The 23825-nt window shown below is 70.3% G+C and carries 27 protein-coding genes; 21 read left to right on the top strand and 6 right to left on the bottom strand.

Annotation, left to right across the window (positions count from 1 at the left end; translation table 11 throughout):
* Window positions 1-12: 12 nt before the first annotated feature.
* The 4 genes from ACWEIJ_RS24330 to ACWEIJ_RS24315 are packed head-to-tail and all read left to right on the top strand — an operon-like array spanning window position 13 to window position 4421.
* Window positions 13-909: a transketolase family protein gene (locus tag ACWEIJ_RS24330; RefSeq protein WP_449839506.1), complete on the top strand. Its 897-nt coding sequence runs from the start codon at window positions 13-15 to the stop codon at window positions 907-909.
* 17 nt (window positions 910-926) lie between these two features.
* Complete coding sequence (locus tag ACWEIJ_RS24325; protein ID WP_449839505.1) at window positions 927-1625, top strand: isopentenyl transferase family protein; 699 nt, start codon at window positions 927-929, stop codon at window positions 1623-1625.
* Window positions 1612-2937 (top strand): FAD-binding protein, encoded by a 1326-nt coding sequence (locus ACWEIJ_RS24320; protein ID WP_449839504.1) that lies wholly within the window; start codon window positions 1612-1614, stop codon window positions 2935-2937. Before ACWEIJ_RS24325 ends, ACWEIJ_RS24320 begins: the two co-directional genes overlap by 14 nt.
* A complete protein-coding gene (locus tag ACWEIJ_RS24315) occupies window positions 2934-4421 on the top strand; it encodes an MFS transporter (protein ID WP_449839503.1) in 1488 nt (495 codons plus the stop codon). Before ACWEIJ_RS24320 ends, ACWEIJ_RS24315 begins: the two co-directional genes overlap by 4 nt.
* Here the strand turns inward: ACWEIJ_RS24315 and ACWEIJ_RS24310 are convergent.
* Window positions 4342-5094: a TetR/AcrR family transcriptional regulator gene (locus ACWEIJ_RS24310; RefSeq protein WP_449839502.1), complete on the bottom strand. Its 753-nt coding sequence runs from the start codon at window positions 5092-5094 to the stop codon at window positions 4342-4344. The two genes, ACWEIJ_RS24315 and ACWEIJ_RS24310, sit on opposite strands and share 80 nt — an antisense overlap.
* Before the next feature lie 41 nt (window positions 5095-5135).
* On the opposite strand from ACWEIJ_RS24310, the gene ACWEIJ_RS24305 reads away from it, so the two are divergent.
* The 3 genes from ACWEIJ_RS24305 to ACWEIJ_RS24295 are packed head-to-tail and all read left to right on the top strand — an operon-like array spanning window position 5136 to window position 8832.
* Window positions 5136-7427 (top strand): DEAD/DEAH box helicase, encoded by a 2292-nt coding sequence (locus ACWEIJ_RS24305; RefSeq protein ID WP_449839501.1) that lies wholly within the window; start codon window positions 5136-5138, stop codon window positions 7425-7427.
* On the top strand, window positions 7427-8185 hold the full coding sequence (locus ACWEIJ_RS24300) for an SWIM zinc finger family protein (protein ID WP_449839500.1): 759 nt from the start codon (window positions 7427-7429) through the stop codon (window positions 8183-8185). Before ACWEIJ_RS24305 ends, ACWEIJ_RS24300 begins: the two co-directional genes overlap by 1 nt.
* Complete coding sequence (locus tag ACWEIJ_RS24295; RefSeq protein WP_449839499.1) at window positions 8182-8832, top strand: DUF2238 domain-containing protein; 651 nt, start codon at window positions 8182-8184, stop codon at window positions 8830-8832. The genes ACWEIJ_RS24300 and ACWEIJ_RS24295 overlap by 4 nt, the downstream gene beginning before the upstream one ends.
* On the opposite strand, the gene ACWEIJ_RS24290 is transcribed toward ACWEIJ_RS24295, so the two are convergent.
* A complete protein-coding gene (locus tag ACWEIJ_RS24290; protein ID WP_449839498.1) occupies window positions 8783-9739 on the bottom strand; it encodes a helix-turn-helix transcriptional regulator in 957 nt (318 codons plus the stop codon). The genes ACWEIJ_RS24295 and ACWEIJ_RS24290 overlap by 50 nt on opposite strands.
* A gap of 66 nt (window positions 9740-9805) precedes the next feature.
* On the opposite strand from ACWEIJ_RS24290, the gene ACWEIJ_RS24285 reads away from it, so the two are divergent.
* Both ACWEIJ_RS24285 and ACWEIJ_RS24280 read left to right on the top strand, forming a co-directional pair.
* Window positions 9806-10282: a hypothetical protein gene (locus ACWEIJ_RS24285; RefSeq protein ID WP_449839497.1), complete on the top strand. Its 477-nt coding sequence runs from the start codon at window positions 9806-9808 to the stop codon at window positions 10280-10282.
* Between the two features lie 62 nt (window positions 10283-10344).
* Window positions 10345-10848, top strand: coding sequence for a DUF2087 domain-containing protein (locus ACWEIJ_RS24280; protein WP_449839496.1), 504 nt, complete (start codon window positions 10345-10347; stop codon window positions 10846-10848).
* On the opposite strand, the gene ACWEIJ_RS24275 is transcribed toward ACWEIJ_RS24280, so the two are convergent.
* Window positions 10830-11561 carry an SDR family oxidoreductase gene (locus ACWEIJ_RS24275; protein WP_449839495.1) on the bottom strand — a complete coding sequence of 244 codons (732 nt, stop codon included), beginning with the start codon at window positions 11559-11561 and terminating at the stop codon, window positions 10830-10832. The two genes, ACWEIJ_RS24280 and ACWEIJ_RS24275, sit on opposite strands and share 19 nt — an antisense overlap.
* A 496-nt stretch (window positions 11562-12057) precedes the next feature.
* The gene (locus ACWEIJ_RS24270) at window positions 12058-12243 is read right to left on the bottom strand and encodes a hypothetical protein (RefSeq protein WP_449839494.1); all 186 of its coding nucleotides are present in this window, start codon (window positions 12241-12243) and stop codon (window positions 12058-12060) included.
* 114 nt (window positions 12244-12357) lie between these two features.
* Here ACWEIJ_RS24270 and ACWEIJ_RS24265 point away from each other — a divergent pair, with 114 nt between their 5' ends.
* The 11 genes from ACWEIJ_RS24265 to ACWEIJ_RS24215 all read left to right on the top strand — a co-directional run bounded on the left by ACWEIJ_RS24265 (window position 12358) and on the right by ACWEIJ_RS24215 (window position 21875).
* Complete coding sequence (locus ACWEIJ_RS24265) at window positions 12358-12945, top strand: RNA polymerase sigma factor (protein ID WP_449839493.1); 588 nt, start codon at window positions 12358-12360, stop codon at window positions 12943-12945.
* An 80-nt stretch (window positions 12946-13025) separates the two neighbouring features.
* On the top strand, window positions 13026-13169 hold the full coding sequence (locus tag ACWEIJ_RS24260) for a hypothetical protein (protein WP_449839492.1): 144 nt from the start codon (window positions 13026-13028) through the stop codon (window positions 13167-13169).
* Window positions 13166-14395: a hypothetical protein gene (locus tag ACWEIJ_RS24255; RefSeq protein ID WP_449839491.1), complete on the top strand. Its 1230-nt coding sequence runs from the start codon at window positions 13166-13168 to the stop codon at window positions 14393-14395. Before ACWEIJ_RS24260 ends, ACWEIJ_RS24255 begins: the two co-directional genes overlap by 4 nt.
* 88 nt (window positions 14396-14483) lie before the next feature.
* On the top strand, window positions 14484-16115 hold the full coding sequence (locus tag ACWEIJ_RS24250) for an MFS transporter (RefSeq protein ID WP_449839538.1): 1632 nt from the start codon (window positions 14484-14486) through the stop codon (window positions 16113-16115).
* Window positions 16097-17356 (top strand): GNAT family N-acetyltransferase, encoded by a 1260-nt coding sequence (locus tag ACWEIJ_RS24245; RefSeq protein ID WP_449839490.1) that lies wholly within the window; start codon window positions 16097-16099, stop codon window positions 17354-17356. The genes ACWEIJ_RS24250 and ACWEIJ_RS24245 overlap by 19 nt, the downstream gene beginning before the upstream one ends.
* Window positions 17357-17397: 41 nt before the next feature.
* On the top strand, window positions 17398-17904 hold the full coding sequence (locus ACWEIJ_RS24240) for a general stress protein (protein ID WP_449839489.1): 507 nt from the start codon (window positions 17398-17400) through the stop codon (window positions 17902-17904).
* Window positions 17905-17967: 63 nt separating this feature from the next.
* Entirely contained in the window at window positions 17968-18672 is a 705-nt protein-coding gene (locus ACWEIJ_RS24235) for a hypothetical protein (protein ID WP_449839488.1), read from the top strand.
* 68 nt (window positions 18673-18740) lie between these two features.
* Complete coding sequence (locus ACWEIJ_RS24230; protein WP_449839487.1) at window positions 18741-19496, top strand: TetR/AcrR family transcriptional regulator; 756 nt, start codon at window positions 18741-18743, stop codon at window positions 19494-19496.
* Window positions 19493-20314 carry an NAD(P)H-binding protein gene (locus tag ACWEIJ_RS24225; protein ID WP_449839486.1) on the top strand — a complete coding sequence of 274 codons (822 nt, stop codon included), beginning with the start codon at window positions 19493-19495 and terminating at the stop codon, window positions 20312-20314. Before ACWEIJ_RS24230 ends, ACWEIJ_RS24225 begins: the two co-directional genes overlap by 4 nt.
* 72 nt (window positions 20315-20386) lie before the next feature.
* Window positions 20387-20617 (top strand): hypothetical protein, encoded by a 231-nt coding sequence (locus ACWEIJ_RS24220; protein WP_449839485.1) that lies wholly within the window; start codon window positions 20387-20389, stop codon window positions 20615-20617.
* A gap of 7 nt (window positions 20618-20624) precedes the next feature.
* Complete coding sequence (locus ACWEIJ_RS24215; protein WP_449839484.1) at window positions 20625-21875, top strand: RNA polymerase sigma factor; 1251 nt, start codon at window positions 20625-20627, stop codon at window positions 21873-21875.
* On the opposite strand, the gene ACWEIJ_RS24210 is transcribed toward ACWEIJ_RS24215, so the two are convergent.
* The gene (locus tag ACWEIJ_RS24210) at window positions 21872-22462 is read right to left on the bottom strand and encodes a LysE family translocator (protein WP_449839483.1); all 591 of its coding nucleotides are present in this window, start codon (window positions 22460-22462) and stop codon (window positions 21872-21874) included. The two genes, ACWEIJ_RS24215 and ACWEIJ_RS24210, sit on opposite strands and share 4 nt — an antisense overlap.
* A 108-nt stretch (window positions 22463-22570) precedes the next feature.
* Between ACWEIJ_RS24210 and ACWEIJ_RS24205 the strand changes: the two genes are divergently transcribed.
* Window positions 22571-23008, top strand: a complete 438-nt coding sequence (locus ACWEIJ_RS24205; protein WP_449839482.1) for a VOC family protein — start codon at window positions 22571-22573, stop codon at window positions 23006-23008.
* On the opposite strand, the gene ACWEIJ_RS24200 is transcribed toward ACWEIJ_RS24205, so the two are convergent.
* The gene (locus tag ACWEIJ_RS24200; RefSeq protein ID WP_449839481.1) at window positions 23001-23765 is read right to left on the bottom strand and encodes an AraC family transcriptional regulator; all 765 of its coding nucleotides are present in this window, start codon (window positions 23763-23765) and stop codon (window positions 23001-23003) included. The two genes, ACWEIJ_RS24205 and ACWEIJ_RS24200, sit on opposite strands and share 8 nt — an antisense overlap.
* Between the last annotated feature and the right edge of the window lie 60 nt (window positions 23766-23825).

Below are 23825 nucleotides of genomic sequence, written 5' to 3'. Positions count from 1 at the left end.
GAGTGGATCACCATGGACATGTGGAGCGCCTTCGGCGCGACGATGTCGAGCGCACTGGACACCGACCCGCGGGCGGCCGTCGTGCTCGCCGACATCGGCACCCACTTCTTCAAGCAGGCCAAGCAGAAACACCCCGATCGGGTGATCAACGTGGGCATCCGGGAACAGCTCATGATGGGCGTGGCCAGCGGGCTCGCGATGTGCGGCCTGCGGCCCGTGGTGCACACCGTCGCCTCGTTCCTCGTCGAGCGCCCGTACGAGCAGGTCAAGCTGAACTTCGGGCAGCAGAACACGGGAGCGGTGCTCGCGAGCTGGGGTGCCTCCTACGACCTCTCCGAGTTCGGCTGGTCGCACTACACGCCAGGAGACGTCGCGGCACTCGACTCGCTGCCGAACTGGACGGTGCACGTTCCCGGGCACCCGAAGGAGGCCGGCGAGCTGCTGCTGCGCTCGCTGTCCGGAGACGACCGGGTGTACGTGCGGCTGTCGAGCCAGGCCAACGAGGAACCGCACGGCGTGCCGGGCTCCTTCACCATGATCAAACAGGGCGACCGAGGGGTGGTCCTCGCGGTCGGCCCGACCCTGGACCGGGTGCTGGCCGCGACCGCCGCGCTCGACGTGACCGTGCTGTACGCGTCGACGATCCGGCCGTTCGACTCGACCGGGTTGCGCACCGCGGTGCTGGCCGGGAGCCAGTCCGACGTCGTCCTGGTCGAGCCCTACCTGGCCGGCACGTCGGCGCACGAGGTGGCCTCGACCCTGGTGAACGTGCCGCACCGGCTGCGCTGCCTGGGCGTCCGGCGAGACGTCGAAGTCCGCCGCTACGGCACGCCCGAGGACCACGACCGCCTGCACGGCCTCGACGCGGCGAGCCTGGGCGAGCAGATCAGGTCTTTCTTCATCCTCTAGGCAAGGGGGACCGTCTGATGCTCGTGCGCGCGATCGTCGGCCCGACGGGAATCGGGAAGAGCGCGGTGGCGACCGAACTGGCCTCCGCCACCGGAGCGCCCATCCTCGTGGCCGACCGGATCCAGTGCTACACCGATCTGACGGTGTCGAGCGCCCGTGCCGAGAGTGCGGAAGGGGTGCACCGCGTCTGGCTGGCCGAACGAACCGTGGGCGACGGTGACTACCCACCTGGCGATGCGGCGGAAATGCTGCTGACCAGGCTCTGCGACCTCGTCGAACACCATCGGCTCGTGGTGCTGGAGGGCGGCTCGATCTCCGTCATGCTCCGCTTCGCCGAGAACGTCGGCCGGCTGCCGTTCCCGGTGTCCGTGCAGGTCCTGCGCATCGGGGACAAGCGGGACTACGTGGCGCGGCTGCGGGCGAGAGCACGGAGCATGCTCTTCCGCGACCAGCTCGGCAGAAGTGTCCTCACGGAGTTCGTCGCGGCCTGGACCACACCGGGACAGCGACTCTTCACGGCGTCGCTCAGCGGGATGGACTCCATTCTCGAATGGTGCGCGAAATATTCCGTGCCACCGGAGGACATCGCGGACATCGACATTCCGCCGGAGAGGTTCGACGAGCTGGCGGGCATGATCGGCGAGCGGTACGCCGAGCACGGTTTCGTGCAGGACAAGGTCTTCGCGGAGGTCTTCGGCCGACATGCTGGACATTGACGGAAAGTGGCACACCGACGAAGCCCGGCTGACGAGCGCGGCCGATGACTTCGGGCATTGCGTCCACGCGAAGCCCGCGGCGGTGCTCGTGCCCGGATCAGCGGCCGAGATCAGGGAAGCGGTGTCGTTCGCGGCAGCGAGAGGCCTGCCGATCGCCGCACGAGGCGCCGGGCACTCGACCTACGGTCAGGGCCAGGCCGCCGGCGGGCTCGTGGTGGACATGACCGGCCTCAACACCGTGCACGAGGTCGAGCGCGGCCACGTCGTGGTGGACGCGGGAGCGCTGTGGTCCGACGTCGTCGACGCCGCGCTTGCGCAACTGCGGACACCACCCGTGCTGACCGACTTCCTCGGCACCACGGTCGGCGGCACCCTGTCGGCCGGCGGTTTCGGCGGAGCGAGCCACCGGCACGGCCTGCAGACCGACAACGTGGTGGCCCTGGAGGTCGTCACCGGGACGGGCGAGCGGATGACGTGCTCCGCGACCGAGAACCGCGCCCTGTTCGACTGCGTGCGCGGCGGCCTCGGCCAGTTCGGCGTGATCACCAGGGCGACCGTGCGACTCGCGCCCGCGTCCGACCGCACCCGCTGGTACAAGCTCTGGTACGACGACCTGGCGGTCTTCCTCTCTGACCAGGCACGTCTCGTGCGTGAAGGCCTGGCCGACCACGTGGAGGGCAGGATCGTCGCGGGGGAGAACGGCTCGTGGCGCTACCGGCTCGACCTGGCCCAGCACTTCTCCACCGATGACCGCACCCTGATCCGGAGTCTGCGGCACGAGCGCGCCACCGAGCACGCCGAGGACCTCCCGCACGCGGACTTCCTCGACCGGATGGCCGCCGGTGAACGAGAACTGCGCAGGACCGGGGAGTGGTTCCACCCCCATCCGTGGCTCAACCTCCTGCTCCCCGCGAGCACCGCCGAGCCGTTCATCCGGCACGTTCTCGGCGGACTGACCGCGGCCGACATCGGGAGGTCGGGACTGGTCATCGTCTACCCGATGCCGACGGAAAGGCTGAGAACACCACTCGTCCGCAAGCCGGCCGGCGCGATGGCGTTCATGTTGGCTTTGCTGCGCACGTGCCCGCCCGGCGAAGAGCCCTCGATGATCTCGACCAACCGGAGCATCTACGACCAGGCGCTCACCGCGGGCGGGGTGGCCTATCCGGTCAACGCGCTGCCGATGTCGCCCCAGGACTGGTGCCGGCACTTCGGGCCGAGATGGCACGACTTCGTCCAGGCCAAACACCGCTTCGACCCGCACGGGATCCTGACGCCCGGCCACGGCATACGAATTCGAGGCCTCGCATGACCGACGTCGCGCACCCTTCTGCCCGCCGGCGCTGGCCGGCGTTCGCCCTCCTCGCCATGACGCAGTTCGTCGTGGTCCTGGACATCACGATCGTCAACGTCGCCCTGCCGTCGATCGAGACGTCCCTGGGCTTCTCCCGCGCGGGCCTGGCCTGGGTCATCGACGCCTACCTGCTCACCTTCGGCGGGTTCCTGCTCCTCGGCGGCCGGGCGGCGGACCTCTTCGGGCGCAAGCGGGTGTTCCTCACCGGCCTGGCGATCTTCGGCCTCGCCTCCGTGGCCTGCGGTCTCGCCGCGACCGGCGGCCAGCTCGTCGCCGCCCGCGCCGTGCAGGGCCTCGGCGGCGCGATCCTCTCACCGGCCGCGCTGTCCCTGGTGACCGTGACCTTCCCACAGGAAGCGGAGCGGAACAGGGCCATGGGCATCTGGGGCATGGTGGCCGGCGCCGGCGGCGCCACCGGCGTCGTGCTCGGCGGCGTGCTCACCGCAGCCCTCGGCTGGGAGTGGGTGTTCTGGGTGAACACACCCCTGACCCTCGGAGGCGCCCTGCTCGGCCTCAAGCTGATCACCGGCACCGAAGCCCGGCGCGGCACGCCGCTGAGGGAGTTCGACGTGCTCGGCGCGATCACCGCCACGGCCGGACTGTCCGCGCTCATCTTCGGGCTGATCCAGATCGGCGAGCACGGCGTCGGCTCGGCCCAGGGCCTGGTCGCGTTCGTCGTGGCCGCGGTGCTGCTCGGCGCCTTCGCCGTCACCGAACTGCGCGTCCCCGCACCGCTGGTCAGCTTCGGCATCTTCCGCTCGCGCCCGCTGAGCGCGGCCAACGGCATGATGCTGATCTTCATCGCGGGCGTCGTGGCCACGAACTTCTACGTCACCCTCTACTGCCAGCAGGTCCTCGGCTACGGTCCCGTCGCGTCCGGTCTGTCGCTCCTGCCACTGGCGCTGGGCCAGATCCTGTTCTCGCAGCTCGCCCCGCGCGTGCTCGCCCGGTTCGGCGTGCTCACCGTGCTGGTCATCGGCATGGGCGCCGCGATCCTCGGTTTCTGCTGGTTCTCGCTGGTCTCGCCCGGCGGGTCCTTCCTCGCCGACGTCCTCGGCCCGGCGATCCTGGTCTCCGTCGGCGGCGGCTTCGGCTTCGTCGTGCTCATCGTCATGGCCGTGTCCGGGGTCGAACCGCGGCAAGCGGGCCTGGCCGGCGGCCTGATCAACATGTCGCAGCAGGTCGGAGGCGCCCTCGGGCTCGCCGTGCTCGCCTCGCTGGCCACCTGGCGGACCGCCCGGCAGATCGAGGCCGGCGTGGCCGTGCCCTCCGCGCTGACCGGCGGCTTCCAGCTCGGCTTCCTGGTCGCGGCCGGACTCGTCCTCGCGGGCCTGACCGCGGCCACCCTGACCCTGCGGCCGGTCAGCCGCGTGCGGCGATCAGCCGCGCGACCCCGTCCAGGATCATCTCCAGACCGAACTCGAACGAGTGCTCCGGGCTGAACGCGCTCTGGTGCGCCTGCCCGACGGCGTCACCGACCCGTGCCGCGACGGGATAGCGCGCCGGGTCGAACACCGTCATCAGGAACGGCACCGCCGCGTCCCACCACTGCTGGTCGGTCAGCCCGGTCTCCTGCTCGGTCACCGCCGCCGCGGTCAGCCCCCGCGCCGAGTTCTGCACGTGTCCGAGCACGAGGTTGAGCACCGAGTCCATCTCCACGTCCGACAGGCCGATGCCCTCCAGGCCGCGCAGCTCGAAGTCGTACTTCGCCGCCACCTGCGGGCCCAGCACCGTCCGCGACGGCGCCACCTGCAGCAACCACGGGTGCCGCCGGTACAGCGCCAGGTTCTCCCGCGCCACGTACGTCAGGTGCTCGCGCCAGCCCTCGACCACCTCGCGCCCGGTCGCGGCCTGCACGGTGTCCACCATGACGTCGATCAGCTCGCCCTTGCCGGGCACGTAGGTGTAGAGCGACATCGTCCCGACGCCCAGCGACTCGGCCACGCGCCGCATCGACAGCGCCTTCAGCCCGTCGGCGTCGGCGAGGGCGATGCCCGCCTGCACGATGCGGTCCACGCTCAGGTCGGGCTTGCCCCTGCGGCTGGTGCGCTCCTGGGTGCGCCACAGCAACGCGAGCGTCCGCGCCGGGTCACCGCTGCCGGTGTGTTCGATCACGAGCGCGACCCTACCGTACCGTATGCTGTACGGTACAAGATATGTTCGGTCAGCTCAGGGGGAAAGCCCTGCTCGAAGCCCTACCCGACGCGCTGAACGACTCCGGTTACTGGGGAGTGGCCACCGCGACGGCGCTCAACCTCGTCGCCCGCGGCCGGATCGTGCCGAGCGTGACGGACGACGGCCACGACACCTGGCGGATCGGACCGCTCGACCACGCCGACGAGGTGCACCTGCGGCAGCTCGCGGCGCACGGCGACTACAACGAGCTGCGGGCGTTCCTGGACGCCGTGGCGGACGTGCTGCCCCGTGGTGGCGAAGGCCCGTTCGCCGACCCGGAACCCCACCACGTGCCCGAGCTCAAGGCGTGGGCCGACGGGCAGATCAGGCTCTCCCTGCGTGTCGAGACCACCGACGACCTGCGGTTCCGCGCGATCGTCCAGATCCGCGGCATCACCGACCCCTACCCGCGCGACGTGCGCGGCTCCGGCCGTGAGCTCGACGCGATCCGCGCGATCGGTCGCGCCACCTGGCCACCGCTGCACCGCCTGCTCGACCAGGCCGACCTCACCGACGACGAGGTCGCCGAGCTCCTCGGCACCGACCTGGAGGTCCACTGGCCCAAGAACCTCACCACGTCGTTGTCCGCGAAAGCCGTCATCGGCGAGCCCAGCGGCAGGTTCCGGGCCGACGACCTGCTGAGCCTCGACTGGCGGCTCGCACTCGGCGGCGACGAGCTCACCGACGCCGAGAAGGACGTCATCGCCGACGCCGCCCGCCCGGTCGTGCGGCTGCGTGACCAGTGGGTGCTCGTCGACCCGGAGCTCAGGGAGAAGGTCCGGCGGCGACTCGGCCCGATCACCGCGGTCCAGGCCGTGACCGCCGCCCTCACCGGCTCCGCGCTGATCGACGGCGAGCACGTCGACGTCGCCCCGCACAGCCTCACCACCGCCATCACGACGATCCCCGAGATCCCGCCACCGGCCGGACTGAACGCGATCCTGCGCGACTACCAGCTGCACGGCCTGCGCTGGCTCGCCCACCTGACGAGCCTCGGCCTCGGCGCCTGCCTCGCCGACGACATGGGCCTCGGCAAGACCGTCACGCTGATCGCCCTGCACCTGCACCGCGACCAGGAGCCGACGCTCGTCGTCTGCCCCGCCTCGCTGCTGGGCAACTGGGAACGCGAGATCCGCCGCTTCGCCCCCGGCACCCGAGTCACCCGCTACCACGGTCCACAACGGACACTCGCGACCGACGGCATCGTGCTCACCACCTACGGCACCATGCGCCTGGACGCCGAAGCGCTCCGCGACCACACGTGGGGCATGGTCGTCGCCGACGAAGCGCAGCACGTCAAGAACCCGCACTCCGGCACCGCCAAGGCACTGCGCTCCATCCCGGCGGGCGCCCGCGTCGCACTGTCCGGCACCCCGGTGGAGAACTCGCTGGCGGAGCTGTGGTCCATTCTGGACTGGACGACACCGGGCCTGCTCGGCACGCACCGCGCGTTCCGCACCCGCTGGCCCGAACCCGACGACACCCTCGCGAAGGTCGTCAAACCGTTCCTGCTGCGCCGCCGCAAGTCCGACCCCGGCGTCGCCCCGGAACTGCCCGCCAAGACCGAGACCGAGCTGCCCGTCTCGCTCACCACCGAGCAGGCGGCCCTGTACGAGGCGCTGACCAGGGAGACCCTCGACCGGATCGCGCACAGCGACGGCATGGCCCGCCGCGGTCTCGTGCTGAAGCTGCTGACCGGCCTCAAGCAGATCTGCAACCACCCGTCGCACTACCTCGGCCACCCCGAGCTGCGCGGGACCTCGGGCAAGCTCGACCTGCTCGACGAACTGCTCGCCACGATCGTCGCCGAGGGCGGCTCGGCGCTGGTCTTCACCCAGTACGTCGGCATGGCGAGGCTCCTGGAGCAGCACATCGGCCACCCCACCCGGTTCCTGCACGGCGGCACCCCGATCCCGCGGCGCGAGCGGATGGTCGAGGACTTCCAGCAGGGCAGAGCACCGGTGTTCCTGTTGTCGCTCAAGGCCGCCGGCACCGGCCTCAACCTCACCAGGGCCGACCACGTGATCCACTTCGACCGCTGGTGGAACCCCGCCGTCGAGGACCAGGCCACCGACCGCGCGTACCGCATCGGCCAGACCAGGCCCGTGCAGGTCCACAAGCTCGTCACCGAAGGCACCGTCGAGGAACGCGTCGCCGCGCTCCTGCAGGACAAGCGCGACCTCGCCGACGCCGTCCTGCACGGGGGAGAGGCCGCGTTCACCGAACTGACCGACGCCGAACTCGCCGAACTCGTCCAGCTCAGGAGCGCCTGATGACCGCACGCGGGTTCGCCGCGTTCCCCAAGGTGAAACGCCGCGTCGCCACCACGTGGTGGGGCAAGGCCTGGGTCAGGGCGCTGGAGGACACCGCGCTCGACACCGGCCTGGTCCGGCTCGGCCGCCGCTACGCCCACGCCGGCGTCGTCGGCCCGATCACCGTCAGCCCCGGCCGCCTGCACGCGCAGGTCCACGACGACGACACCGTCCACAGCACCACGGTCCACGTCCCGCAGCTGCCGGAAGTCCACTGGGGACGGTTCCTCGACCGCGTCGCCGAAGACGCCGGCCACGTCGCCGCCTTGCTGGACAACGACATGCCGCGCGATCTCGTCGCGGCCGCGGAAGAGTCCGGTGTGGACCTGCTGCCCGGCATCGGCGACCTGGAACCGGAGTGCGACTGCGACGGCTGGGAGCTGCCGTGCCGGCACGCGGCCGCGCTGGCGTTCCAGGTCGGCTGGCTGCTCGACGCCGACCCGTTCGTGCTCCTGCTGCTCAGGGGCAAACCGGAGCAGGAGCTGCTCGACGCGCTCCAGCAGCGCGTCGCCGGACCCGTCGGCACCAGAACACCTGTGGTGGTTTCGCTCGAACCCGCAGGTCAGCTGCCCGCGAAACCCGGGCTTCCGGCCACCACACCTGTGGTGCTCGCGGTCGAACCGCCGCCGGGAGTCGATGCCGAGCAGCTGACCGCGTTGATGGAGACAGCCGCGAGGAGGGCGCGCTCGCTGCTGCAGTCCGGCACTCTCGACGGATGAAGCGCACCGCCGCGGAGCCGTTGGTCCTGCTCGCGTTGACGGCCATTGCCCTGATCGTGTCGGGCATCGGCCCCTACAGCCGCACGACCTGGTACCTCGAAGTGGCTCCGGTCGTGATCGGCGCCGTCGTCCTGGTCGCGACGTACCGGCGCTTCCCGCTGACACCCCTGCTGTACCGGCTGATCTTCCTGCACGCGCTGGTACTGATCCTCGGCGGTCACTACACCTACGCGCGGGTGCCACTGGGGTTCTGGCTGCAGGACCTGCTCGACCTCGGGCGCAACCACTACGACCGGCTCGGTCACTTCGTGCAGGGCTTCGTGCCGGCGATCCTCGCCCGCGAGATCCTGCTGCGGAAGACGCCATTGCGGCCAGGCGGCTGGCTCTTCGTCCTCGTCACCTGCGTGTGCCTGGCGTTCAGCGCGACCTACGAGCTGGTCGAGTGGTGGACGGCCGTGCTCGGAGGCTCGGCGGCCGACGACTTCCTCGGCACCCAGGGCGACGTCTGGGACACGCAGTGGGACATGTTCATGGCCCTGCTCGGCGCGCTCACCGCGCAGCTGACCCTGGCCAGGGCCCACGACCGGCAGCTCGCCGTCAGCGCGACGGGAGGTAGATCGACGCCAGCCGCCGCACCGCCGTCGTGACGTGGTCGCGCAGCTCCGGCGGCGCCAGCACCTCGACCTCACCGCCCATCCGCAGCAGCATGCCCGTCGCGTGCCCGATCGACTCGATCGGGATCGTCACCCGCACCCACTCGCCGTCGTCCACAGCGGACTCCGCCGCCGCACGCGCGACCGCGGGCAGCACGTGCGAGGAGAACGACGCGAAACCGCGCGCGGACAGCCTGATCACCGCCTCACCGGTGTACTGCCGCGCCTGGAAGTCCTCCAGCGACGCCGCCCAGTGCGCCGCCAGGTCGAACCCGGAAGGCCGCTCGAACGACTCGTCCAGCACGGTCACCGCCTGCATCTGCGACACCCGGTACGTCGAGATCCGCGACGACCCCCGCGCGACCAGGTACCAGCGCCCGGCCTTCAGCACGAGCCCCAACGGCCGCAGCGTCCGCGTCACCTCCTCCGGCGCCTGCCACCGCCGGTAGGAGACCTCCAGCAACCGTTCCCGCCACACCGCGTCCGCCACCAGCTCCAGGAACGGCGCCCGCTCCGCGTCGTAGTACCAGGCAGGCGCGTCCAGGTGGAACCGTTCCGCCATCCGCGAGGCCCGGTCGCGCATCGGCGACGGCAGCGCCGCCATCAGCTTGAGCTGCGCCGCCGACACCGCGTCCCCGAGCCCCAGCTCCGCGGCCGGACCCGGCAGCCCGGCCAGGAACAACGACTCCGCCTCCTGCTCGGTGAGCCCGGTCAGCCGCGTGCGGTAGCCGTCCAGCAACTGGTAACCACCGGCAGGTCCCGCGTCGCCGTACAGCGGCACGCCGGCCGCGTGCAACGACTCCACGTCGCGGTAGATCGTGCGGACCGACACCTCCAGCTCGTCGGCCAGCGCCTGCGCGGTCATCCGCCCCTTGGTCTGCAACAGGAGCAACAATGACACCAACCGGCTCGCACGCACGCGAACACACTGCCACAGGATGTCAGTGATAGCTCATATGTTCGACCCATGGCTTTCTACGAGAAGCAGCTGGCGGTCAAGGAACCGCTGGTCGTCGCGGGCAGGCACGTCAAGCGCTACGAGGTCGTCACGCCCGGCCTCGAGATCACCGACGACATCCGCGCGGCCGCCTACGCGTTCCTGCCGAAGATCTACCCGGACTTCGCCGATCCGACCCCGCTCGCCACCGTCACGGTCCTGCACCGCAGCGCCGCGGGCATGTACCTCAACGCCTACAACTGGGTGTGGGACAACGTGCTGCACTGCCGCACCGCCGTGTCCGGCGACCAGCCGTTCCTCGGCTCGACCGACCCGGACCTCACGCACTTCAGCGTCATCCCGAAGGACCTCATCGGCTGCGTGTGGGAGCTGCCGCCGCTGTCGCACGAACGCACCGCGTGGGTGCGGCACGTGCTGGAACCCGACGAGCCCGACTTCGAGGCCTACCTCGCGGACACCATGGCCGAGGGACCGGTGGGCAGATGAGGGACTGGCAGGGCGCGCCCTCGCGCTGAAATCGGGTGGACGGCGTGGTTACGGTCGCAGACATGACCACACCGGAAAACGTTGTGCGCGTGCTGGCCGAACCGGCGAGGCTGCGGGCGTTCGCCGCGGTCGTCCTCGGCGCGGGGACCCTGGCCGACGTCGCCGCCGCCTCCGGGCTCAAGGTCAAGGACGCCGACACCGCGCTGCGCAAGCTCCGCGAGGCCGGGCTGGTCGAGGGGGACCCGGCCCGGCCGGCCGACCTGAAGCCGCTCGCCGCCACGCTCACCGAGTCCGTGCCCGCCGACGGCCTCGCGCCGTTCGTGCGCGGCGACAAGCTGATCTCGCTGCCGGTGGCGTTGGAACGGCGCCGCAAGATCCTCGAACATGTCGCGTCGAAGGCCTTCGTGCCGCAGACGTACTACGAGGAGAGCGAGATCAACGAGCGGCTGCAGGCGTGGTGCGACGGGGGAGAGGTCGACCACGTGACCATCCGCCGCTACCTCGTGGACTTCGGGTTGCTGGAGCGCGGCGGTGGTTTGTACCAGGCTCAACCTCTGCCGATGTAGGGCATCGTCGTGGCCATCACGGTCATGAACTGCACGTTGGCGTTCAGCGGCAGCTGAGCCTGGTACAGCACCGCGTCGGCCACGTGCTGCACGTCGAACGTCGGCTCCGGCCTGGTCTCGAAGTTCGCCTGCAGCACGCCCTGGCCCATCCGCGCGGTCATGTCGGTCGCGGCGTTGCCGATGTCGATCTGCCCGCACGCGATGTTGTGCGCGCGGCCTTCCAGCGACAGCGACTTGGTCAGCCCGGTCATGGCGTGCTTGGTCGCGTTGTAGGCGACCGCGTTCGGGCGCGGCACCGACGCCGAGACCGAGCCGTTGTTGATGATCCTGCCGCCGCCGTGGGTCTTCATCACCTTGAACGCCTCACGCGCGCACAGGAACGCACCCGTCAGGTTCACCGCGACGACCTTCTCGAACGCGCTGAGGCTGAACTCCTCGATCGGCGTGGCGCTCACGTTCGTGCCCGCGTTGTTGAACAGCACGTCCACGCGGCCCCACTGCTCGACCACCGCGGCGAACAGCGCGACGACCGAGTCCTCATGCGACACATCGGTCGGTACGACCAGGGCGCCGTCGGTGAAGCCGGAAGCCGTCTCCTGCAGCGCTTCCGCGCGCCGCCCGGCCAGCGCCACCTGGAAACCGGCCGCCAGCAGGGTGCGCGCCACCGCGCGACCCACTCCGGAACCGGCTCCCGTCACGACCGCGACTGTCATCGGTGATGTCCCCTCGATTCAGCGATTGCGGCCAGTGTCCCCTGTGGAGTAATTACCTTGCGTGGAGTGTGAAGAGGACACCTGCCTGCTCTGCGCGGGGTCCGGAACCATGACCTGGCAGCAACCTGTTCCCGGGCCGCAAGGCCTTGTGCTACATGAGATGTCGCATCCGTGCCCACGTGGCTGTTCGGGCTGGTGGAAGCTCCCGCACGGCGAGGGCGGAACCGTCGTTCCCGGTCTTGTCGCAGGCAATGTCGCACGTGCCAACGAAATTCCGGCGGGACCGTCCACCTCGGCCTGATCACCGAGCGTGAACGATGGGGGTCACCCATTATTGCCGGGACGGTCCCTGCTTGGCGGCTGCGTCCACTCGGAGTAGAGGCGGACACTGATCCTCTGTGAAGGAGTGCAGCCGTTGCCTTGGTTCCGGGCTCAACGAGGACCGGACCGCCTGCCGGGTCTGCGGTGGGCTGGGCCAGGTCCCCGACCGCTAGGACTATTTCTTCGTCATCAGGGTCGGGCCGAGGATCCGGCGGGCGATCCGGCGGGTGAGCGACTTGCGCGGGCGCGCGGGTGCCTGCGCGGCAGGGGTCGCCGGCACTGTCGGTTCCTCGGTCGTGATCTTCGCGAACACCTGGGTCTCCGGCTCGACACTGCCGGACTGCTGCTGCTCGATCGGCACGCGAAGATCTTGCCATCGGGGTCGTCCACGCCTGCCGTGAGGGGCGGATCCCTCCGCGCCGCGTGACGGGCGTCACGCAGCACACTGGGCGCTCCCGGCCCCAGGCGGAGTGTGATGACTGAGACGACCGAGCGCGCGGACGTGGGGCCGCCGCCGGACGCGCACCTGTGGGACCGGATCGCCCAGGGCGACCACGCCGCGTTCACCGAGCTGTTCGAACGTCACGCCGAGGCGGTGTGGAACTACGCCTACCGGCTGACCGCGTCCTGGTCGCAGGCCGAGGACCTGCTGTCCGCGACGTTCCTGACCGCGTGGCGCAAGCGCGGCCAGGCCCAGCTGGTGCGCGACTCCGCCCTGCCCTGGCTCTACACCGTGACGGCCAATCTCGCCCGCACCGAGTGGCGGGCGTCGCGCCGGGCGCTGCGGCTGGTGGCGAGACTGGCCCCGCAGCACGAGCGCGACCACGCCGACGAGGTCGCCGCCCGCACCGACGCCCAACGACGGCTGGCGGAGGTGGTCGCCGCCATCGCGAAGCTGCCGCCGTCCGAACGCGAGATCGCTCAGCTGTGCCTGCTCGGCGACGTCTCCACCGCCGACGCCGCCACGCTGCTCGGCATCGCCGAGTCGAGCGTGCGCGCCCGCGTCGCCCGCACCCGCACCCGCACCCGCCTGCGCGGCCTGACCTCCGAGGGCGACGAATGATCCGCCAGCTGCCCGAGCGCTGCCGCTCCTTGCTTGCCCGGCGACGCCCGCCTGCGCGACCTGACCTCGGAGGACGGCGAATGATCCGCCGGCTGCCCGAGCACCGCCACTCCCCGCCTGCCGACGTCCGCCCGCGTGACCTGATCCCCGTAGGACGACGAATGACCGACCACCTGTCCGGCGACGTCCGCCCGCGTGAGCTCACCCCCGAGGACAACGAATGATCGACCAGCTGCCCGAGCACCGCCCCCTGCCCGACGACGTCCGCCTGCGCGCCCGCCGCCGCCTCGCCGAGGGCATGGACCCCGCCGCCTCCAACCGCACCCCCGCGCTGATCGCCGCCGGCGTCAGCCTGCTCGCCGCGGGCGCCGTCTTCGCCGGTCAGGCCCTCGTCGGCGGATCCGCGGAGCTGGCGGACCCCACGGTGCAGCACAACGGCGAGTTCGTCGGCAAGGACCGCGCGGTCGTCAACCACGTCGAACGCGGCGCGGTGAACCCGGATGCGCTCGCGCGGTGCGTCGCTGCGGCCAAAGGGCACCCGCCTGCTGCTGAGTGGCAGGCCATCGCCACGAGCCGCCAGAACGGCACGACGCTCACTGCGTTCCGCGGCCCGACCGGAGTGTTCTTCTGCGCGAACACCGTCACCACCACCACGATCTCCGCACCCGACCCGGTGAAGGTCGAGGACGGCCGGCTCAAGGTGAAGGTGCTGTTCAGCACGCCTACCGGGGCGATGGCGGGCCTGGTGTCGCCGGACGTGAAGTTCCTCAGCCTGTCCCGCATCGGCGACCAGGGCTGGAACACCACCTCGCCCGCGCTGGTCGACGGACTGTTCCTCGCCCCCAGCGGTTTCACCAAGGCCGAGAACGGCACCCAGGCGCTGGTCAACGGTGAGGAGATGGCGCTGCGCGGCGTGCCGAAGCCGACCCCGTCGGTCGCCGATCGGCCGCTGCCGCCCGCCGTGCGCGACACGCCGGAGGCCGCGCGGTTCGCCGAGTGCCTGAAGGACCGGCCGGTGCCGGACGCCGACCAGTTCTGGCTCGGCGTCACGGCCAACGTCAGCGCCACCGACACGATCGTGCTCGGCCGCTTCGGCGACGTCCTGGTGTACTGCCTGGACAGCGCGCAGCGGCCGTTGCGCGGCATGCTCTACGAGCCCGACGGGATGGACGAGGTCCACGGCCGGACGATCGCCGCGGCGCCGGCGTTCTACGACTTCGTCAAGCGCGAGGACGGCTCTTCGGCCAGTTCGAGCCTCGCCGTCGTCGGCCTGGTCCTGGACGAGAAGGTGGCTTCGATCACCTACACCCGGCCCGGCATGGCCGACGTGCCCGCCTCGCTCGCCAACGGCACGTTCGTGCTGGCCGCGCCGCTGATCGACCATCACCCCGATGCGCGCGTCGTCGTGCGGGACGCCTCGGGGACGGTGCTGGAGACGATCAAACCGTAGACAGGTTGTTTAGCATGGCGAAGTGACGTTACAAGCGGAGGCTCCGGCCGGGTACAAGTGGATCGCGCTGTCCAACACGACCCTGGGCATGCTGATCGCGACGATCAACTCGTCGATCGTGCTGATCGCGTTGCCCGACATCTTCAAGGGCATCGCGATCAACCCGCTCGACCCGGCCAACACCGGCTACCTGCTGTGGATGATCATGGGCTTCCTGGTCGTCACCGCGGTGCTGGTGGTGAGCTTCGGGCGGCTGGGCGACATGTACGGCCGGGCCCGCATGTACAACCTGGGCTTCGCGATCTTCACGTTCTCGTCGATCATGCTGGCCGTCACGTGGTTCCACGGTGACGCCGCGGCGATGTGGCTGATCGGGTGGCGGGTCGTGCAGGGCGTCGGCGGGGCCTTCCTGATGGCGAACTCCTCGGCGATCCTGGCCGACGCGTTCCCGGTCACCCAGCGCGGCATGGCGCTCGGCATCAACGGTGTGGCCGCGATCGCCGGCTCGTTCCTCGGTCTGGTGATCGGCGGCCTGCTGGCGCCGGTCGACTGGAACCTGGTCTTCATCGTCTCCGTGCCGTTCGGCCTGTTCGGCACGGTCTGGGCCTACCTGAAGCTGCACGACACCGGCGAACGCCGGCACGCCGAGATGGACTGGTGGGGCAACATCACCTTCGCCATCGGCCTGATCGCGGTGCTGGTCGGCATCACCTACGGCATCCAGCCGCACGGCACCTCCCAGACCGGCTGGACCAGCCCGTTCGTGCTGACGTGCCTGATCGGCGGGGTGCTGGTGCTGGCCGCGTTCGTCGTGATCGAGCACCGCGTGCCCAACCCGCTGTTCGACCTGCACCTGTTCCGGCTGCGGTCGTTCACCTGGGGCAACGTCGCGAACTTCACCTCGGCGCTGGGCCGCGGCGGGCTGCAGTTCATCCTGATCATCTGGCTGCAGGGCATCTGGTTGCCGCTGCACGGCTACTCCTACGAGGAGACGCCGTTGTGGGCGGGCATCTACATGCTGCCGATGACCGTCGGGTTCCTGCTCGCCGCGCCCACCGCCGGCATCCTGTCCGACCGGCTCGGCAGCCGGATGCTCGCCTGCGCGGGCAACCTGGTCGCGGCGCTGACGTTCGCGCTGCTGATCGCCCTGCCGGTCGACTTCCCGTACTGGGCGTTCGCGCTGATCCTCGTGTTCACGGGCATCGGCATGGGCATGTTCTCCTCGCCCAACCGCGCCGAGGTGATGAACTCCCTGCCCGCCAACGCCCGCGGCTCCGGCAGCGGCATGATGACCACGTTCCAGAACACCGCGATGGTGCTGTCGATCGGGTTCTTCTTCAGCCTGATCATCGTCGGCTTCTCCCAGTCGCTGCCCGGCTCGATGCGGACCGGTCTGGTGGAGCACGGCGTGTCCCCGGCCGCCGCCGCGCAGGTCGCGTCGCTGCCCGCGGTGGCCGTGCTGTTCGCCGCCTTCCTCGGCTACAACCCGATCCAGCAGCTGCTCGGCGACCAGCTGGCGACCCTGCCACCGGACCAGGCCGCGTTCCTGACCGGTCGCGGGTTCTTCCCGAGCCTGATCGCCGGACCGTTCGCGCAGGGGCTCGCGATCGCGTTCGGCTTCGCGATCGTGCTGTGCCTGGTGGCCGCCGCGGCGTCACTGCTGTGCGGTAAACCGGTGGACAACCGGGGCACGATTTCGTCGTGGAAACCGAACGACTGACGCTGCGCCCGCTCGGCGAGTCCGATGTGGACGAACTTGACGCTCTCCACGCCGACCCCGAGGTGATGCGGTTCCTGGACCCCGAACCGGTCGAGCACTACCTCGGCGACAGCTTCCTCGCCGCGCACGAGAAGGACAGCGGCCGGTTCGTCGGCTGGTTCGAGTTCAAGCCCGTCGGCGACGGCGTGGCCGAGCTCGGCTACCGGCTGCACCGCGAGTTCTGGGGCCGCGGCTACGCCACCGAGGGCGGGAAGGCCCTGATCGCACGGGGTTTCACGACCGGCGACGTGCGGCGGGTCGTGGCCACCACGATGTTCATCAACGCCGGGTCGCGCCGCGTGATGGAGAAGTGCGGGCTGCGGCACGTCCGCACGTTCCACGTCGACTGGCCCGAACCGCTGCCCGGCTCCGAGCACGGCGAGGTCGAGTACGCGCTGACCCGGGAGGAGTGGCGGAGCGTCGCCCTGTGGCAGACGGACCTGGTGGACCTCGACGCGTACTTCGAACGTACCGGGGCGTCGGCGTCGAGCTCGCTGACGGAGCTGCACGAGAAGCACGTGCGCGCCATCCCGTTCGAGAACATCGACGTGATGCTCGGCCGTGTGCCGTCGCTGGATCTGGCCGACATCCAGGCCAAGATGGTCGGCCGTCGTCGTGGCGGCTACTGCTTCGAGCACCAGCTGCTGTTCACGGCGGTGCTGGAACGTCTGGGCCACACCGTGGCGCGCCGCATGGGCCGGGTGATGACCGGGCCGCGCACGCACTTCATGTCGATCGTCGACGACCACCTGCTCGATGTCGGCTTCGGCGCCGGGATGCTGCACCCGATGCCGCTCGTGGACGGCGCCGTCGTGGACCAGGCGGGGTGGCCGCACCGGCTGCGTTTCGCCGAGGGGTGCTGGGTGCTGGAAAAGGAGACGGCGGAGGGGTGGCGGCGCATGCACGCGTTCGAGCCCGACGTCGAGCAACTGCCGGTCGATTACATGATGGCCAACTACTACATCGCCACGCATGAGCGTTCACCGTTCAGCCGTCAGCTCGTTGTCATGCGTCTCGAACCGGGACTGAGCCGTCGATTGGTCGGATCGACCCTGACCGTCGAACGCCCTGGTGAGAAACCTGAGAATTCTCAGGTTGAGGACCTCGGGAAAACGCTGGAATCGCTGGACATCACGCTCACCGAAGGGGAGCTGAGTCACATCGGCGCAATTGCGGGAACAATCGCGGGCGCACGTTCGTAGTACTGGGCATAAGGGGATCGCATATCGGAGGTGTTGCACAAATGACCACCGCGACTCCGTTCACCGCGGGTGCCGACACCGGCATCAACGCACTGCCCACGCCGCCCTCGGGCTGGCCGATCGGTTCGTACGCCACCTACGAGGAGGCGCAGCGGGCCGTCGACCACCTGGCGGACAACGACTTCCCGGTCGCCGACGTCACCATCGTCGGCGTCGAGCCGATGATCGTCGAACGCGTCACGGGCCGGCTGACCTGGGGTCGCGTCCTCGGCGCCGGTGCCGCGTCGGGTGCCTGGTTCGGTCTGTTCGTCGGTCTGCTGCTCGGCTTCTTCTCGACCGGCGGCGCGCTGGCCCCGATCATCACGGGCCTCGTCGTGGGTACCGTGTTCGGCCTGGCCGGCGCCGCGATGCGCTACTCGGCCCAGCGCGGCCGCCGCGACTTCGCCTCGACCACCCAGCTCGTGGCCGGCCGCTACGACGTGCTCAGCCAGCCGCGCAGCGCCGAGCGCGGCAAGGAGATGCTGGCCACCCTGGCCTGGCGGTCCTGACCACCACCTCATCCGAAAACGCCGTCCCGGCAGCCGGGGCGGCGTTTTCCGCATACTGGCCAGGTGTGGATCACTGGGGTGCGTGCGAACTGGTGGCGTTTTGCGTTGGGTGCCGCGGGACTGGCCGTCTCCGCGCTGGCTCCGGATTCCAGGTTGTTCGGCATCCTGCCGATCCTGTTGTGGTGCGTGCTGGCGCGGACCCGGCGGACCGGGCTCGCGGTCGGGCTGGTCCTGCTGGCGCTGCAGGCGTGGTTCGTCCTGCCGCGCGGCCTGGGCTGGTCCGGGCCGTGGGTGCCGTCCGCGCTGGACGGGCTGTGGCTCTACCCGGTGCTGACGGCGGTGGTGAGCTCGGCCGGCCTGCTCGTGGACCGGCGGTGGCTCGCCGGCGTCATCTGGCTGGCGGCCTTGGCGGGGCTGGGATTCCTGAGCGCCGCGTTCGTGGTGGTGGTCGTCTACGAGGGCGCCGCACCGAATGACGAAGGCGTCCTGCCCGGACCGGCCGGGGTCCGGGTCAAGGAGGTCGACGGCTGGTGCGGTTCCGGCCACGGGGCCAACTGCGCACGGGTGCTGGAGGCGACCGGTGACCGCGCCCACGACGTGATGCGCGCCCATCTGCAGTCACATGGCTACACCTCGGCGACGCCGTTCAACACGGACGAGAGGTTGTGCCGGAGGACCGGGCTCGTGTCGGTGCAGGAGGTGTGCGCCGACCTGAAAGACCTGTCGGCGACCAGCGTGCGGGTCACCTGGTACGTCAACAGGACCTGACCCGAGCCGCCATTTCCGCAGGGCGTACGGTATTGTTTTCGTATGGCCTACGGAAATGGGGTGGACGGATGGCCGCCGAACGCAGCGGCGGGGGAGACCCGGTCAGGACGCTCGCGCTGCTCTGGCGCAGACCGCCGGAACCGAAACCGGTCGGCAGGAAGCCCAAGGTGAGCGTCGACCAGATCGTGACCGCGGCGATCGCGGTGGCCGACCGCGAAGGGCTCGGCGCCATGTCGATGGCCCGCGTCGCGCAGGAGCTGAGCGTCGGCACGATGTCGCTCTACGGGCACGTGCCCGGCAAGGCCGAGCTCATCGACCTGATGGCCGACACGGTGCTGCAGGAACGCGACCTCACGCCGGAGGGCACCTGGCGCGAGCGCGTCCAGCACTACGCCGACCGCACCCGCGCCGTCTACCAGAAGCACCCGTGGATGCGGGACGTGTCGATGGTGCGCCCGCCGCTCGGCCCGGGACTGATGGACGGCCAGGAGTTCGTGCTGGCCGCGCTCGCCGACGCCGGTCTGGAGCCGCGGCAGGTCACCGTGGCGCACGTGGCGATCGAGGGGTTCGTCCACGGCGCGGCGGCGTCCGAAGTGGACGATCGGCAGCTGGAGGAGAAGACCGGCGAGTCCGGTGACGCGTGGTGGCGCGAACGGCAGGTGTTCTGGGACGACTACTTCGACGTCGAGCGCTACCCGACGATGACGAGCCTGTGGAACGCGGGCGCCTACGACACCGGCGGCACGCTCGCCGACACCGCGCGGAGCTCGTTCGACTACGGCTTGGCGAGACTGCTGGACGGAATCGAAGGGGCACTGCGATGACGATTCTGGTGACCGGCGCGACGGGCAACGTGGGCCGCCTGGTGGTGCGCGGCCTGGCCGGACGAGCCGAGGTGCGGGCAGTGAGCCGCAAGCCCGCGACGGGAACGGTGTACGGCGACCTGGACGACCCGGACAGCATTCCGTTCGACGGCGTGGAGAGGCTCTACCTGTTCGCCTACCCTCCGACGGCACAGGAGGTCGTCGACCGCGCGGTGAAAGCGGGCGTGCGCCGGATCGTGACGTTGTCGTCGGGCGCGGTGACCCACGGCTACGACACCAGCCACCACCTCCCGGTCGAGCAGGCCGTGGAGGCGTCCGGAGTCGAGTGGACCCACCTGCGGCCCGGCGAGTTCGCGGCCAACAAGATCGACCTGTGGGGTCCGTCCATCCGCGAGGACGGCACGATCGTGCATCCCCGCCCCGACGACTTCGGCCAGCCGATCCACGAGGCCGACATCGCCGAGGTGGCGGTGAAGGCGCTGCTGGAGGACGGGCACGCGGGCAAGGCCTACGACCTGACAGGCCCGCCGCGGCTCACCCAGCGGGACATGGCGAAGGCCATCGGTGAGGCGATCGGGCGCGAGCTGACGTTCCGCGACGTCACGGCCGAGGAGGCGCTCGCCTACTACGTCAGCGTGGGCTGGCCGGAGGAGATCGCCCGCTACATCCTCGGCCTCGGCGGCTACGAAGGCGGCGACCCGGACGACTTCACCGGCTACGAGTTCGTCGTGTCACCGGACTTCGAGGCGGTGACCGGCAAGCCCTACCGCACGTTCGCCCAGTGGGCGCGCAATCACGCAGCCGACTTCACGGCCTGAACCGGGCTGATCATCCGTCGATTCCGGCCCCTCCTCGTTCGACGTACGGGTAACAGCGAACGAGGAGGCCCGGTGCGGTTCATGGTGTTCGTCAGAAGCCCGAAACCGGTGGCGGCACTGCACGGGGACGCCCTCCTGCGCGCGGGCGTCCTGCTCGACGCGGGCGATCTCGTCCCGCACGCCTGCGGGGTGTCCGGCTACTGGCTGATCGACGTCCGCAACCGCGAGGAGGCCGTCGAGCGGATCAGGCGCATCCCCCTTCCGGCGTGCGTCGTGGAAATACGGCAGGTGGCTGTGGTCTGATGCCCCCATGGGGGCTACTACCTCGGTGCACCGCACCATCGACGCGGTCTGGCGGATGGAGTCGGCGAAGGTCATCGCCGCGCTCGCCCGGTACACGCGTGACGTCGGCCTGGCGGAGGAGATGGCCCAGGACGCCCTGGTCGCGGCACTGGAGCAGTGGCCGGCCGAAGGCGTGCCGCGCAATCCCGGGGCGTGGCTGATGACGACGGCCAAGCGCCGGGCGATCGACCAGATCCGGCGGCGCGAGAACTTCAACCGCAAGGTCGAGGAGATCGGCCGCGAGGTCGGGGAGGCGACGCCGGACGCCAGCGAGGGCGTCGACGACGAGATCGGCGACGACCTGCTGAGCCTCATCTTCACGGCCTGCCACCCGGTCCTGGGCACCGAGGCGCGGGTCGCGCTGACGTTGAAGATGCTGGGCGGCCTCAAGACCGAGGAGATCGCCCGCGCGTTCCTGGTCAGCGACGCGACCGTGGCCCAGCGCATCGTGCGCGCCAAGAAGGCGCTGGCCGACGCCGGGGTGCCGTTCGAGGTCCCGGAAGGCCCCGAGCTCGCGACCCGGCTCGCCAGTGTCCTCGAAGTGATCTACCTGATCTTCAACGAGGGCTACTCCGCCACGCAGGGCGACGACTGGATGCGCCCGGAACTGTGCGCGGAGGCCCTGCGGCTCGGCCGCGTGCTCGCCGAGCTGGCGCCGAAGGAGGCCGAGGTCCACAGCCTGGTGGCGTTGATGGAGATCCAGGCCTCCCGCGCCAAGGCCAGGACCGGCCCCAACGGTGAGCCGGTGCTGCTGCTGGAGCAGGACCGCGGCAGGTGGGACTGGCTGCTCATCGGCCGCGGTCTCAAGGCCCTCGAACGCGCCGAGGCCCTCAACCAGCCGCCCGGCAACTACTACGTGCAGGCGGCCCTCGCCGCGTGCCACGCCCGCGCCCGCAGGCCGGAGGACACCGACTGGCAGCGCATCGCCGCGCTCTACCAGGTGCTCGCGGAGATCTCGCCGTCGCCGATCGTCGAGCTCAACCGCGCGGTCGCGTTGTCGATGGCGTTCGGTCCCGCCGCCGGTCTCGCGCTGGTCGACGAGATCTCCGGCGAGAAGGCGTTGCGGGGCTACCACCTGCTGCCCAGCGTCCGGGGCGACCTCCTGGCCAAGCTCGGCCGCACGGCGGAGGCGAAGGCCGAGTTCGAGAAGGCCGCCTCGCTGACCCGCAACGAGCGCGAGAAGACGCTGCTGCTGGAACGTGCCGCCGCCTGCGGTTAGGTCAGCGCGAGCTTCGCGCCCAGGGCGGCGAACGACGCGGCGAAGAACCGGCGCAGCCACACCACCACGCGCGGCCGGGCCAGCACCCGGTCGCGCATCGACGCCGCGAACACCCCGTACACGGCGAAGACCACGAACGTCAGCGCCATGAACACCGCGCTCAGCGTGACCATCTCGCCGAACCCCGTCGCGAACTGCGGCAGGAACGCCACGAAGAAGATCGTCAGCTTCGGGTTGAGCAGGTTGATCAGCACGGCCGACACGACGATCTTCCGCGCGGACGCCGGCGCCGTCCCGGGATCGACCACCAGCTCGCTCTTGTCCCGCAACGTCGTCCACGCCAGGTACACCAGGTACGCCACACCCAGGTACTTCACGATCTCGAACGCCACCGCGCTCGCGTGCAGCAGCGCCGCCAGTCCCGTGACGGTTGCCAGCACGTGCGGCACAATCCCGAGGGTGCAGCCGAACGCGGCGATCACGCTGGCTTTGCGGCCGTGTGCCAGACCGGCCGACAGGGTGTACAGCACTCCGGTGCCGGGCGTGGCGACCGCGATCAGCGTCGTGATCAGGAAGGCGAGGCTCATGCCGGTGACTCTGCCGCCAAAGCGGTCCAGAGAGCAGAGCCAGAACTCGTCTTCGAAGTTGGACCACTTCGGATGTCGAGAACCCGTCCGCGACTCCGTCCCAGCGGCATGACCATCAAGAGCATGCACCACCTCGGCATCACCGTCACCGACCTCGCGGCCGCCGTCGCGTTCTTCACCGACCTCGGCATGGAGCTCGAAGGCAAGGCCCACATGGAGGGCACCTTCGTCGACAACGTCATCGGCCTCGACGGCTCCGACAGCGAGATCGCGATGATGCGCACCCCGGACGGCCACCACCGCATCGAGTTCAGCCAGTTCCAGACCCCGTCCGCCATCGACGGCGGCTCCCGCAGCCCGATCAACGCGCTGGGTCTGCGGCACGTCGCGTTCGTCGTGGACGACCTCGACGACACGCTGGCCCGGCTCAAGCCGCACGGTGCCGAACTGGTCGGCACCGTCGAGACGTACGAGAACATGCTGCGGCTGGTCTACGTCCGCGGTCCCGAGGGGATCATCGTCGAGCTGTGCGAGTACTTCAGCTGAGTGCCCGCGCATAGGCCGTGGGAGACACACCAACGGTCTGGGTGAAGTCCCGCACGAGGTGGGCCTGGTCGCTGTAACCGAGGTCGGCGGCCAGCCGAGCCCACTCCACCTCGGACTCGGCGCGCTCCAGCGCCTCGTGGATGCGGTACCGCAGGATGACCCACTTCGGGCTCACCCCGACGTAGTCCGCGAACAGCCGTTGCATCGTCCGCACCGACACGCCCGCCTCCCGCGCGAAGTCCGCGACCCGGCGGATCTCCCGGTCGTCGCGGATCCGTTGGACCAGGTCCATCGCCAGCGTCGCCTGCGGGTCGGCCACCGGTCCCATCGTCAGCAGGAACCGGTCGAGCGCGGCCACCCGGTCGTCCTCGTCGAGCACCAGCGACGAGGAGACCTCGGTCAGCCGCACGTGCCGGCCGGTCCACTCCGACACCGGCTCGGCGCGGAACGGCCGGAACCCGCCGGGCCGGAACTGCACTCCCGCCACCCGCACCCGCCCGCGCAACGTGCGGCTGAACAACCCGAGCCCCACCCCGGCGATCTCCGGGTGCGCGTACCCGTGTTCGAAGACGATGTTCACCGATGGATGCGGCACGACGTGCGAGGTGTACGGCTCGTCGAGCACACCGTCGATCAGCCAGTAGTGCTCCAGGTACGGCTGCAGCTCCGCGCACGGCAGCCGGCGGCGGAACCGCACGCGGGCGAACAGCTCGCGCGCGGCCACGATCCCCCGAGTGTCCCGGCGCGGCCCCTGCACAGCGCCGATCCTAGGTTGGCGCGTTTCTTCAAGAGCGGGGAACCTCACGGGCCATAGCGT

The sequence above is a fragment of the Lentzea sp. NPDC004789 genome, from assembly GCF_053601075.1.
This window is presented reverse-complemented; position numbering and strand designations above follow the sequence as displayed.